This is a genomic window from Streptomyces sp. NPDC018045 (assembly GCF_044327445.1).
Classification (GTDB): Bacteria; Actinomycetota; Actinomycetes; order Streptomycetales; family Streptomycetaceae; genus Streptomyces.
In genome coordinates this window covers 26534-38821 of the sequence record NZ_JBIRFL010000032.1, presented here as the reverse complement: position 1 = coordinate 38821, position 12288 = coordinate 26534, and the positions used below count along the sequence as shown (strand labels likewise).

Genomic DNA, 12288 nt, shown 5'->3' with positions numbered 1-12288 from the left:
GCTCAGTGTCCTCAGAGCCAGTCGCGCCGTGCCGCCTGGACCCCCGCCTGGAAACGGGTGGTGGCGCCCAGTCTGTCCAGGAGGGCGGAGACGCGGCGTACGACGGTGCGGCGGCCCACACCCAGGTGTCTGGCGATCGCGTCGTCCGTGGCGCCGCTGGCCATGAGAGTGAGGATCTGGCGGTCCCGGGCGTCGATCTGCGTACCGATGCCCGCCGCCGACACCGGAACGGCGAGTTTCCACAGTGACTCGAAGACGTTGGACAACGCCTGGAACAGGCTGGACGGACGTATCAGGAGGGAGACGACCCCGCTGTGGTCGTCGGCGGCGAGGGTGACCACCGCCAGATCGCTGTCGCCGATGGCCAGCTTCATGGGCGGATCGTCCAGGGTCCGCGCCTGTTCCCCGGCCTCGATCATGCGGGCCATGTTGGGCCACGCGATGGGGTCGTCGAACGCGGAGCCGTGGTAGATGGCGCGGTAGGCGACCCCGGCGGCCATGCGTTCGCGCTGCAACGCTTCCTGCGCGAGGTAGTGCTCGGACGTGCCGGAGTACGGGGGCACGTCGATGACCCGGATCTGGTGGTGCGCCGACTGCTGGAGCTGCCGGCTGACCGCCAGGACGCGTGCGGGGTCCTCGACGACTTCCAGCGCGCCGTAGTGACCGGCGTCCCTCCTGGCGAAGCGGTAGAGCCGTTCCAGCTCCGTACCGGTCCGGCGCAGCGCCGTTCGCACGGCGTCGTCGCGCCGCAACAGCGCCTCGACGACCTGCGTGGGCGGCGCGGCTTCCCAAGCGGCCTCCGCGGCCCCGGGGGCCGTCGGCACGACGATGTCCTCGGCGGCGAGTTCCTTCAGCACTGCCTGTACGGCGGCCTCACTCAGTCCGACCCGGGCCGCCAACCGCCCGGCGGACTCGTGCGGGTGACCGACCAGGGAGCGATAGACCCGTCCGCGGTCGGAGTCCGGGTCCAACACGTCGTGCACGACTTCCCCCTCGCCGTACCGGAGCCGGTCTGTCCGGGCCTCCGGAGCCTACTGCGCGGTCAGCGCACTCGCGCCAGTGGCCCAACTGCGCCACCCGTACCGTATGGCGTCACACGCAGTGATGCGATGTGATTCCGTGACCGGCTGAACACGGTCCATGAACCCATGGCCCCAAGGCATCCAGCCCACCCTGAGGACAACTGATGAGATCAGCTCTGCCCGCCCGGTTCCTGCGTGCGAGAGCGGCAGCCGTCGCCCTGGTGGCCACGCTCCTTCTGCTGGGCACACCGTCCGCGCACGCCGAGGCCTCGGGACCGCGTCCGCCGGAGATGACCGACGGCTTCGGCCTGACCCAAATCGGCAGCACCACCGGATCCGCCACCAATTTCGTGGTCACCGTGACCACGCCCGAGGTCGACGGCGAGCACCGCATCCGGATCCTGCTGCCCACCGACTACGCCGACCACCCCGAAAAGCGTTACCCGGTGCTGTACTTCCTGCACGGCGCGTCCGACGACCCCGGCAACCCGAACGTGGCCTACCCCGCCCTCACCGCGGCACAGTCGATGATCACAGTCATTCCGGACGGGGGCCGCAGGGGCTGGTACACCAACTGGCTCGACCAGGGGACCGTCGCCGGCGCGCAGAACTGGGAGAACTTCCACATCTCTCAGGTGATCCCGTTCATCGACGCCAATCTCCGCACCAACGCCACCAAGAAGGCGCGGGCCGTCGCCGGCCTCTCGATGGGCGGCTTCGGCTCCCTGCACTACGCCCAGAGGCACCCCGACCTGTTCAGTCAGGTCGCCACGCTTTCCGGCGCCAACGAGCTGTCGATGCGTCACGCCGTCATGCGCGCCGCCGTCGTCGCCACGCTCACCAACATCGGGGCCCCGCTCTGTGGCAGTTCCAACCCCACGTGCAGCCTCGACTTCGGGCCTCCGGTGTCCAGCGACGCGATCTTCGGCACGCCGTACCCGATCTTGGGCGCCGACTGGCGCTGGAACGAGGCGGACCCGGTCTCGCACATGGACGTCCTGGCCCGGGCCGGCATGGGCGTCACGATCTACACCGGGAACGGGAAAGGCAACTCCACCGAGCCGGAATTCTGGGTCCAGTCGGCGTCCCAGCACGCCAAGGAACGCCTGGACGGACTCGGGTACCCCTCGCACTACGTGGACTACGGTGACGGGTCCGGCTGGGGCGACAAGTGCGACGGCGGCCACACCAGCGGCTGTTGGGCACAGGACCTCGTGGACTTCGTCCCGCGCCTTGAGGCGGCATTCGCCTCCGCCTGACCTCTCGCTTCCTGACACCCAGGATTCCCGACAGACAGGGTTTCGCTCATGATCAGACGACTGTGCCTTCTGCTGCTGAGCCTCACGGTCATCTGGACCGTGGGAGTCGGCACCGCCCGGGCCGAGGCGGCCAAGCGCGTCCACAACGGGATGCAGATCCTCTTCAGCCCGTCGATGCCGTTCGCCTTCTGCACGATCGGCGCGGTGGGCAACGACAAGTACGGGCACCGGATCGCCATTTCGGCCGGGCACTGCCTCAGCGACCCCGACGGCAGCTACGCGGACCGCGAGATCCACGACAACGTCGCGCCCGTCTACGACCGGGCGGACACCGGATTCGGTCCGATCGGGCACGTGCGCTACTTCAAGGACCCCGAGGGCTCGCAGACGGGGCACATGACCAAGGACTACATGATCATCGAGCTGGTCCCGCAGGTGACGCTCTCCTCGCAGGGGCCCTACCTGAAGCAGACCGGCGAGGTGACGGTCCCCGGCGGCACCGCCAGCCCGAACGCCCCGCACCCCGCGCTCGACACCGAGCGGCTGCTCGCCACCGGTGACAACGAACTCATCGTGTCGGGCCAGACGGGTGTGTGGTACGGAACCATCATGGACAACACCGGCGGCATCTACCGGTCGGCAGCCGCGAACCTGACGGGTGACTCGGGCGGGCCGGCCATCCGGCACGTACCGGGCACCGAGCTTCCCTCCCAGGAGAACGGCTTCCAGGCATCGGGTCCCTGGGCCGGAATCACCAAGGCGATCACTTTGTCCTTGCCGCCGTTCGAGTACACCAGCTCGGCCAACATCCTCGCCGACCTGCGCACCCGGGACACCGCCGTCCCCGCCGGCGTCTTCGGCGCGGGCTTCCAGGTGACCACCAACCCGTGAGACCGGCCGCCGGCGCGGACGCACACCACCACAACGGGAAGCAGCCGACGTTGGCCGTCCCGCCGGAACCGTCTCCACGGACCACCCCCGAGGAGGGGAAAGCATTGCTCATCGGAATGCCGTCAAGACGTGCGATCACCACCGTACTCGGCCTGCTCGCGCTGGTGGCCGCGCTGCTCACCGCGGCGCCCCCGGCACGAGCCGATGTCCCCGCGTTCGAGCTGAGCCCGCTGGTCCCGGCCGGCGCCGACCACCAGCAGCGGCTCCGGGCCGAGGTGGAGTACTGGACCCTGGGGAAGATGGCCGACGCCGGCCTCAACAACGAGGACCGGGACGCGACCCCGCCCCCCGGAGGCTGGGACGACCTCAGCAAGCCGTGGCCGCGCAAGCACGGGCTGGTCTCGCGCACCGCCGGCAAGATCTTCATGGAGTACACGGACGTGGAGACCGGCGCCGTCTCGACGTCCTCCTGCTCCGGCAACGTGGTGAACAGCGCCAACCGCAGCGTCGTACTGACCGCCGCCCACTGCCTGCGCATCCACACCCCGCTCAATGTGGGCTTCGGGAACGTCGTCGCCACCAACATGGTCTTCGTACCGGGGTTCAACGGAGCGAACCTGCCCCGCGACCCCTCCAGCACCAAGCTTCCCGGCAAGGACATCGCCCCGTACGGGGTATGGGGAGTGACCCGCCAGTGGATCACCAACACCTGGAGCCAGAGCGCCGACTGGCTGCTGGGACGTGACATGGCCGCGGTCCTGGTGGCCAACCCCGACGACCCGCGTCCGATCGGCGAGGTCACCGGAGGCCAGGAGGTCGGCTTCAGCCAGCCGCAGAACCAGACCAACCACGTCTTCGGCTACCCGACCATCAACGAACGCAACCACTACCGTCCCGGCAACGTGCCCGCCGCACTCCAGCGGACCTTCGACGGCCGCAGCCTCATGGTCACCCAGGGCACCACCCGGAACGACCCCGTCTACTACAACGACGTGATGGCCGGCGCCCAGTCACCCGGTTGCAGCGGCGGCGCCCTGCTGCAGAACTTCGACCCCACCACCGGCGCGGGCCTCCAGGTCGGGGTCTTCTCCCGCTACGACGACCCCGCCCAGATCATCGGCATCCTCGGCTGGGTACAGGGCCCCAACATGAGTTCCACCCACTTCGGCGCCGAGGAACAGGCCGTCTACAACGCCGCCCAGACGGCGAGCCTGGCGTAGGTCTTTCGGCGCCTTGTCCGTAGCGGAGCTACTAGTAGCGCTTCGTTACGGTGAGTGACCCCGGTTGGTTGTGGGCAGCTTCCCAGGGTGAAGCTGGGGGAAGTGGAACGGCCCCGGGGTGAGTTGGCGGATTTCGTCGCCGATGTCTTCGGGTCGCTGCCGCGGTGGGATCAGCGGCGGTGGGGCGAGTGTCGAGGGGCGAACCGCCAGGTCACGGTCAGCGTCCATGCCGCCACCGACAGCGCGTCAGCCCAGGAGGCGGGCGGCGGCCGCACCCGGTGGGACGGCGTACTGCCCACGTCGTCCCTCCTGGTGGAGTGGCCCGACGGCCGGTCGGCTCCGACGGACCACTGGATATCGAACCTGCCCGCCACGATCCCGGCCGCCGCCCCGGTGCGGTGGGCGAAGATGCGCCCTCCAGGGCCCGCTGAGGGGCTGGACCGGCGCCTGCACCACCTGCGGCCGCCCCTCATCACACGCAGAACCAGCCCCAGAATCCAACGAAGCACTATCAAGGCGTGTCCGATGAGTCGTCTGTCTGGTCCACAGGCGGAGCGTTCACATGCCTCCGAACGTGCGCGCTGGACGCGTTGGCCGGAGGTCAGCCGCCGGCCCTGAGGGTATCCAGGTGCCGTTGCAGTACCTGCCAGAGCAGCTTCGGCGGATAGCGGTCGGGCAGCAGTGTTGCCTGAAGGGTGAGTCCGTCGAGGAGGGCGGCCAGTCGCGTGCTTTCGAGTTCGATGTCCATGTCGCCCGGTAGCCCGCCGGCGCACCGCGCTTCGTGCAGCACGCGCGAGATCAGGATGTGCAGGTTGGCCTGCATCTCGGCGGCGCAGGGCTGCAGTTCGGGGCGGGTGTGTGCGGCGGTGGTGAAGGCGAGCCAGAGTGCGGACTCCCGGCGGCGGGCCTCGTCCAAGGGGAGGAGCTCGGCCAGGAGCTCTTGTGTTGCGGCCCGGCGGTCGGTGTGGCCGTCCGGAGCCAGGAGCCGTTCGGCGTGGGTTCGGATGCGGTCGCCGATGCGCTGACCCAGCTCCCTCATCGTGAAGGTCATCAACTCGTCGTGGTCGGCGAAGTAGTGGCGGACCGAGCCGACGGCGAGTCCGGCTTCGTCGGCAACGTTGCGCAGCGACGCATGCTCCAGCCCATGCCGGGCGGCGACGTCCAGGACTGCCTGCGCTACCACTTTGCGGCGGGCCGCAGGATCGACGATCTTTGGCATGTTGCCTTTATAGCACGGGTGGGCTAATATTTATTTAGCTCAGACGCGCTATATAGATGGGTGGTACCTGCGTGAACCCCTGGCTGCTCACCGCGATCATCGCGGCGGTCGTGATCGCGGTTGTGATCAAACGTATGATCGGCGAACCGGTCGAGGCACGGGGGCTCTTCGCGGCCCCGGCGGTCCTGACCGGGATCGGCCTCCTGTCCCTCATCAAGAAGACGGACCTGACCGCCACCGACATCACCTGGGTCATCACGGGTGCCGTCCTCGGTGCTGCACTCGGCGCACTCCGCGGCACCACTGTTCAGCTCGTCGAGAAAAAGGGCGCCCTGTGGCAGCGGTACACCGGCCGTACCTTCCTCGCCGTGCTCGGTACTCTGGCAGTCTCGGCAGGCTTCAACATCCTGGCAGTGAAGATGGGCATGCACGAGGATGCACGCCCCCTCCAGCTCGCTATCGGCGTGAGCTTCCTCGGCGAGGCCCTCGTGATCGGCCGCCGCGGCATGTCTTCGGGGATCCCCTTCGCCCCGGCGCGAACGCGCTGACCCGTGGTCATGTCCCGTGCCCGCACAACTCGGAGCCGCTCGGCTGGCACCTTCCGCCAGACCACGAGCGGAGCCAGAGGCGAAGAGCAGCGACGGTCGCCGTGCCAACGATCGGAGTGCTGACCTGGTCACACGACCCATCGGACGCGGCCTAGGACATCTCGGCAACGCAGCGAGCGTGCGTGCCGGGGGCCCCTGGCGGTGGCTGGGGGAGGCGGCCGTCTTCAGCGCCGATGGTTGCGCCCTGGCCACCAGCCGCGCCGACAACGCCGTACGGAAGTGGCCCCGTTGCGGAGAAGCGCCCGCGTGTGGCTCCCCCGGCCGGGCGCCGGTCACCGTACCTCGTCGAAGGCCATTCCGCGGAGCTGGGCGCGGGAGCCCACCCCGAGTTTGGGGAACGCCTTGTAGAGGTGGTAGCCCACCGTGCGGGGGCTCAGGAAGAGGCGCGCGCCGATTTCGCCGTTGCTCAGCCCTTGTGCCGCGAGGTGCACGACCTGGTGTTCGCGCACGGTGAGGGAGGGGTCGTCGTCGGCCCTGGCGGGCGTGGCGGCCTGGGCGGACCGGTCGCCCGCCGCCGCCAGCTCCATACGGGCCAGCCGGGCCCACGGCAGGGCGCCGATCCTGCGCAGTTGGGTCTCGGCCAGCCGTAGCTGACTGCGGGCGGACTTTATCCGGCGCTCGCGGCGCAACCACTCGCCGTACAGCAACAGGGTCCGGCCCGTTTCGAAGGGGGAGATGTCGTCCTCGTCCAGGGCGGCGGTGAACAATTTCTCGGCACGGTCGCCCTGGGCGAGCAGGGCTTGACAGCGCAGCCGGGCCGCGAGCAGGTGCGGGTGGAGCCCGCCGATACGCCGCAGTGCCTCCTCGGCGCGGTGGGGTTCGCCGGCCCGGACGCTGGCCTCCACGTAGTCGGGGAGGACGAGGCGGCGCAGCATGAAGTGGCCGGCCGCGCCGTCCGCCGCGCAGACCTCGCCCAGCACCTGTGCGGCATGCGCGGGCCGGCGTTCGGCCAGGCTGTTCAGGCCCAGCGCCCAGTGGCCGAGCGTCACCGCGCTGGCGATGCGGCGTGGTACGGCGACATCCAGGGACTCCCGCGCCAGGAGCAGGCAGCGGGCGCTGTCGCCCTGGGCCGCGGCCATCCAGGCGAGCATGGCGCGCAGGTGGCTCGCGGCGCCGAGCTGTCCGGTTTCCAGGGCCAGGGAGAGGGCTTCGTCGGCATGGGCGGTGGCCTCCGACCACGGGCCGGTGACCGCCTGGAGGGCGACCAACGGCGCCAGGGACATGGGCAGTGTGCCGATCGCGCCGTTGCGGCGCAGGGTGTCCACGGCCCGCTGGAGGTTGTCGCGCAGGGGCCGGGTGACGTTCAGAAGGTGGGGCAGGAACGTCGGTGGCCACACCCAGGGGTGGGGGTCGTCGCGGCAGATCCAGGCGTCGGGGATGCGCGCGCCGCGCATGTCGGCGTCGGCGGGGCTCGTGGGGGCCGCGGTGCGGTCGGCAGCGAAGCCGCTCAGATACCGCAGGTGTCGGGCGAACGCGTCGGGGGACTCACCTTGCGATATGCCGGGACGGCCGCCGTCGGCCGTGGCCAGCCGTTCCAGCATTCCGGCTATGTGCGTCAGACGTCCGGGATCGTCGGCGACCCACGCGGAGCGGGCGGCCATGGCCAGGGACTCCTGGGCCAGGTGCGGGTCGGAATCGCCCACCAGTTCGGCGCCTTCCAGGAGCGTCGCGCAAGCCACGGACGGGTCGCTGGAGGCGTGGGTGATGGCGCCGCGCACCCGCATCAGCCGGGCCCGTAGAGCCGGCCGGTCCACCAGCGGCTCCGCCTCCTTGAGGAGCGCCTCGGCCTGGACGGTCTCGGCCGCGGTCCAGGCGCAGTCGGCGGCGTCGATGAGCAGTTGGGCCCGTAAGGAGGACGAGGGTGCGAGGGCGGCGGCGCGGCGCAGGGCCTTGGTGGCGGTGGCGACGCCCCCGGTGCGCCGGACCCGGGCGGCCATCTCCGCCAGCAGCCGGCAGACCTGCTGGTCCGGGCCCACCGCCGCCGCGGCCCGGTGCCACACGTGACGGTCGTCGCTCACGTCGAGGGCCTCGGCCAGGGCGATGTGTGCGGCGCGGCGCAGGCTCAGCGGCGCGCCCTGGTAGAAGGCGGAGCGGACCAGGGGATGTCTGAAGCGCAGGCGCTGCTGGTCGAGGGTGAGCAGGCCCGCGCTCTCCGCGGCCGCCAGTTCGTCCATGGCCCGGTCGGTGTCGTCGGCGGCGCGCAGGATGACGGCCAGTTCGCCCTCACCCTCGGCGGCGGCCAGCAGACAGGCGTTGCCCGGCCGGGCGAGCAGGTCGCCGACCCGGTGCCGGTAGAGCCGTTGCAGCCGTTCGGTGAGCGGCAGTTCCTCGGGCAGCGCGGCCGCGCCGTCCAACTGGGCGCGGCTGAGGGCGAGGGGGAGTTCGGTCAGGGCCAGCGGATTGCCACCGGCCTCGCGCAGCAGCCGGTCGCGGGTGGCGGGGGCGGCCTGCGGCAGGTGCCGGGCCACCAAGGTCTCGGCGTCGGCCGGGGCCAGCGGGTCGACGTGCAGCTCGGGCAGACCCGGGGCGGTGAAGGGCCGCGAGTTGTCGCGTACGGCGAAGACGATGCCGACGGCTTCCGCGCCAAGCCGCCGGGCGACGAACAACAGGGCGTCCGCCGACGGGGCGTCGAGCCATTGGGCGTCGTCGACCAGGAGCAGCAGCGGAGTGGTGCGGGACGCCTCCGACAGGAGGGTGAGGGCGGCGAGCGCCACCAGGAACCGGTCGGCGGGGGTGCTCTGAAGGCCGAAGGCCGAGCGCAGGGCGTCGCTCTGGGGTGGCGGAAGCTGGTCCATGGAGGTGAGTAAGGGCAGGAGTAACTGATGCAAAGCGGCGAAGGGCAGTTCGGCCTCGCTCTCGACGCCGACCGCGCTGAACACCGTCACGTCCGGTGTCACTTCGTGCGTCATCTGCTGGAGCAGCGCGCTCTTGCCGATACCGGCCGCGCCTCGCAGGACGAGGGAGCCGCTCCGCCCCTCGCCCAATGCGGCAGCGATCCGCGCCAGTTCGCGTTGTTCCTGCTCCCGCCCGACGAGCATGCCGGAACGCCTTTCTTCGTGACCGTCCCCGTCGACTGATGCATTGACTGATCACCGGGGATTTATGCCGTCTCGTTGCGTAATTCTCGCCCGCTATGTCGCCCGGAAAGACTCGTAGCCCGACAGATGCCCGGTCGTCCGCCCCCGGCGGAAGGTAGCTGCCGAGGCCGATCGACGGATGCTTTGCACTGAGCACCGACACGGCCGCACAGGACCGTTCTCACGAGGAATGCACGCCTGGCGTGGGTGGAGATATGTCGGTATCTGAAGTGGATTCGAGTCACGCTCAACACGAGGCGGAGACACCGCACTCCGGGCCACCGGGCCCGTTCGAGGTGGTGGACGGGCGGCTGGAGCCCGCCGCCGTCCGGGCGGCGGTGCGTACGGTGATCGCCGGCCAGACCTGGCCCCGGGAACCGGCCCGGCTGGAGGACGAAGGGCCCGATGGGTGCACCGTGCGCGTCGAGGGCACCGCGCTGACGATCCGCAGTGCCCCCCTGCCCCAGCGGCCGCCCGGCACGCTCGACCCCGTCCCGTCCGGGGCCGGCGAGCGCCGCGTGCTGGTGACGGCGTCCGGGCCGATGCCGCCCCGTGCGCAGACGGTGTTCGCCGCGCTGGTGGAGGAGCTCGGCCGGCGGGCCCGCTGCTACACCGACGCCGAGATCGGTTCCATCGTCGACGCGATGCCGCTGCTCAGCCGCTACGACGCTGCCGAACCGGCCCTCGCCGACTGGGCCCTGGTCTTCCGCGACCACTACGTGGAGAACAGTGTCGGCTTCCTGCTCGCCATGGAAAGATCCGGACTCGACGCCGAGTGGATCTACGCCCTGTCCAAAGGCGACCGCACCCTGCACCGCGACCGGGTGCACGCGTGGTTCGTACAGCGCGGCTACGCCAGCGATGTGCTGGACAACTCGGTGATCAACGGTACGGCGGACGAGTCGGCCCGTGCCGAGGCGCTGGCGGTCGACGCCCGCGTGGAGGACTTCATCCGCCGGGCACACGCCGCCGGCCGAAGGGTCCTCGTCATCGACGACGGCGGCCTGCTCGCCCAGGGCCGGGGCAGCGACAACGACCTCGTCGAGCGGGTGGACGCGGCCATCGAACTCACCGTCAGCGGCCTCAAGCGCATCCGGAACGCGCCGGGGCGGCTGGCCATCCCGGTGCTGAACATGGCCCGCTCGCGCCTGAAGTCGCACCTGGGCTACAACGAGATCGCCGACTCCTGCATCCGTCGGCTGCGGGCCATCGTCCCCGGCGAGAAGTTCATCGGGCGGCACGTCCTGCTCCTCGGCTACGGCACGCTCGGCAAGCGCGCGGCGCATGCCCTGCGCGGGCTCGGCTGCCGCGTCCACATCGTCGACACCGACATCCTCGCGCTCATCACCGCCGCGGAAGACGGATTCGAGACGCACCGGACCATCGCCGAGGCGCTCACCCTGCACCGCCCCTTCCTCGTCGTGGGCAGCAGCGGCGGCACCGCCGTCACCGAGCAGGACATCCCACTGCTGCCCGACGGCACGTTCCTGGCCGGCTTCGCCACCAAGGACTTCAGTGTGCTCAGCGAGGGCCGGTGCGGCGCCACGGCGACACCCGTACCGCACGTCGGGGTGCGCCACCGCCTGCCGCACGGCGCGACGGTCACCCTGCTCGGCGACGGCCGCTCACTCAACCTCTTCGAGTACGAGGGCATCGCCAACCGGGGGTACGACGCGTACCGGGCCGGCACCCTGCTCGCGGCGAAGAGGCTCTGCCGGGACGTGGAGTCCCTCCCACCCGGGGTCCACCTCGGTGTCGTCGACGAACTCATCGACGAGGCGGGGCTCTTCGCCGCGTACTACGACTGCTACCTGCGCGACGGACAGCCCGACGGCACCCGCCCGTACGGCACCGCCGCCACGCCCGCGGGAGACGCATATGCCCAGTAGGACCCATGTGTGCGTCATCGGCCACGGCGTGGCGGGCCGGCTGTACCACCGACTGCTCACCGGGCTGGGCGTACGCGTCTCCGTCGTCGACCCGCTCGCCACCGCGCTGCCCCCCGCCACTCCCGTCTTCGCCCGGATCGAGGACGTACCGCACGACCCGCCGGTCGACGTCTGGGCGGTGTGCACGCCGACCGCCGCGCACCTGGAAACGGTCGCCACCGTGCTCGACCGGGACCCACGCGCCCGGCTGCTGGTGGAGAAGCCGGTGTGCCGCTCCTGGGAGGCCCCCGAACTGTCCGCCCTGCTCGCCAAGTACGACGAGGGCCGGATGGTGGTGATGAACCAGTACGCGCACGCCACCGCACCGGGCGTGCTCAAGGCCGCCTTGAAGGAGTGGGCGCCCGGCCACCCCATCGACGCCGTCCGGATCGCCTTCGGCAAGGACCGGCGGGCGGACATCGCGGCGGGCCGCTTCGTCGACCGTGACTACGGCGTGTTCGGCTACGAATGGCTGCACATGCTCGCCCTGCTGGGCACGGTCCTGCCGCGCGACGTCCAGCACCGCTACCTGACCGCCGACCCGGAACCGCGGGACCTGCGGGTCGCCCACGACCCGGAGCTGACCAGCGTCGCGGCCCACGATCTGTCCCGCCCGGACGGCGGCCCCGCCGTGGAGCTGTACTCGACGATCGCCGGCCCCCGGGCGGCACCCGGCTGGACGGTGCCCGCGTGGTGCCCCCGTCCGCTGCCGGGCGCGGAGAGCAGGCAGCGGCTGGTACGGGTCGACGCCGGACCGGTGCGCTTCGCCCTCGAACTGGCCCCGGTCAGCCTGCCCAGCGGCACACCCCTGCCCCGCAACATGCACCGGCTGACCATGCGGCGGCCCGAGGGCGACCGCGAGTGGCTCATCCACGACTCGCCCATGGAGAACGCCTTGCGCTGGGCGCTGTCCGCGCTGTTCGCCCCGGGGGCGCGCCCCGAGGCGGACCTGCGCGGCATCGGCCGGATCAGCCGGCTCGCCGCCCTGGCCCGTACCCGTGAGCGGCAGCCCGCCGGCGCGCCGTCATCCGCCGTGTCCCGGACCCGACTGTGGAAGTGAAGCC

General features: G+C 70.9%; 9 protein-coding genes and 1 pseudogene. 7 read left to right on the top strand and 3 right to left on the bottom strand.

Features of this window, described 5'->3' with window-relative positions; translation table 11 throughout:
- Nucleotides 1–11: 11 nt before the first annotated feature.
- Complete coding sequence (locus ACH4EB_RS34770) at nt 12–983, bottom strand: LuxR C-terminal-related transcriptional regulator (protein ID WP_398352314.1); 972 nt, start codon at nt 981–983, stop codon at nt 12–14.
- A gap of 203 nt (nt 984–1186) precedes the next feature.
- Here ACH4EB_RS34770 and ACH4EB_RS34765 point away from each other — a divergent pair, with 203 nt between their 5' ends.
- The 4 genes and pseudogenes from ACH4EB_RS34765 to ACH4EB_RS34750 form a co-directional block, all read left to right on the top strand.
- Nucleotides 1187–2281, top strand: a complete 1095-nt coding sequence (locus ACH4EB_RS34765) for an alpha/beta hydrolase (protein ID WP_398352312.1) — start codon at nt 1187–1189, stop codon at nt 2279–2281.
- A gap of 48 nt (nt 2282–2329) precedes the next feature.
- Nucleotides 2330–3172 (top strand): hypothetical protein, encoded by an 843-nt coding sequence (locus ACH4EB_RS34760; protein ID WP_398352311.1) that lies wholly within the window; start codon nt 2330–2332, stop codon nt 3170–3172.
- 116 nt (nt 3173–3288) lie between these two features.
- Nucleotides 3289–4392 carry a trypsin-like serine peptidase gene (locus ACH4EB_RS34755; protein ID WP_398352309.1) on the top strand — a complete coding sequence of 368 codons (1104 nt, stop codon included), beginning with the start codon at nt 3289–3291 and terminating at the stop codon, nt 4390–4392.
- A 276-nt stretch (nt 4393–4668) separates the two neighbouring features.
- Nucleotides 4669–4806, top strand: a pseudogene (locus ACH4EB_RS34750) (IS701 family transposase); the annotation flags it as partial.
- 187 nt (nt 4807–4993) lie between these two features.
- On the opposite strand, the gene ACH4EB_RS34745 reads toward ACH4EB_RS34750, so the two are convergent.
- A complete protein-coding gene (locus tag ACH4EB_RS34745) occupies nt 4994–5611 on the bottom strand; it encodes a TetR/AcrR family transcriptional regulator (protein WP_398352307.1) in 618 nt (205 codons plus the stop codon).
- A 71-nt stretch (nt 5612–5682) separates the two neighbouring features.
- On the opposite strand from ACH4EB_RS34745, the gene ACH4EB_RS34740 reads away from it, so the two are divergent.
- On the top strand, nt 5683–6159 hold the full coding sequence (locus ACH4EB_RS34740; protein ID WP_398352305.1) for a DUF1453 domain-containing protein: 477 nt from the start codon (nt 5683–5685) through the stop codon (nt 6157–6159).
- A gap of 332 nt (nt 6160–6491) precedes the next feature.
- Here ACH4EB_RS34740 and ACH4EB_RS34735 read toward each other — a convergent pair whose 3' ends face one another.
- Nucleotides 6492–9257: an AAA family ATPase gene (locus tag ACH4EB_RS34735; protein WP_398352304.1), complete on the bottom strand. Its 2766-nt coding sequence runs from the start codon at nt 9255–9257 to the stop codon at nt 6492–6494.
- Between the two features lie 269 nt (nt 9258–9526).
- On the opposite strand from ACH4EB_RS34735, the gene ACH4EB_RS34730 reads away from it, so the two are divergent.
- Both ACH4EB_RS34730 and ACH4EB_RS34725 read left to right on the top strand, forming a co-directional pair.
- Entirely contained in the window at nt 9527–11185 is a 1659-nt protein-coding gene (locus ACH4EB_RS34730) for a hypothetical protein (RefSeq protein ID WP_398352303.1), read from the top strand.
- Complete coding sequence (locus ACH4EB_RS34725; RefSeq protein ID WP_398352302.1) at nt 11175–12284, top strand: Gfo/Idh/MocA family oxidoreductase; 1110 nt, start codon at nt 11175–11177, stop codon at nt 12282–12284. The genes ACH4EB_RS34730 and ACH4EB_RS34725 overlap by 11 nt, the downstream gene beginning before the upstream one ends.
- The last annotated feature ends 4 nt before the right edge of the window (nt 12285–12288 follow it).

Bases quoted from the DNA above. Each gene is read 5' to 3' on its own strand.
- ACH4EB_RS34725 (WP_398352302.1), top strand. From the start codon at position 11,175: ATGCCCAGTAGGACCCATGTGTGCGTCATCGGCCACGGCGTGGCGGGC.
- ACH4EB_RS34735 (WP_398352304.1), bottom strand. From the start codon at position 9,257: ATGCTCGTCGGGCGGGAGCAGGAACAACGCGAACTGGCGCGGATCGCT.
- ACH4EB_RS34765 (WP_398352312.1), top strand. From the start codon at position 1,187: ATGAGATCAGCTCTGCCCGCCCGGTTCCTGCGTGCGAGAGCGGCAGCC.
- ACH4EB_RS34745 (WP_398352307.1), bottom strand. From the start codon at position 5,611: ATGCCAAAGATCGTCGATCCTGCGGCCCGCCGCAAAGTGGTAGCGCAG.
- ACH4EB_RS34760 (WP_398352311.1), top strand. From the start codon at position 2,330: ATGATCAGACGACTGTGCCTTCTGCTGCTGAGCCTCACGGTCATCTGG.
- ACH4EB_RS34755 (WP_398352309.1), top strand. From the start codon at position 3,289: ATGCCGTCAAGACGTGCGATCACCACCGTACTCGGCCTGCTCGCGCTG.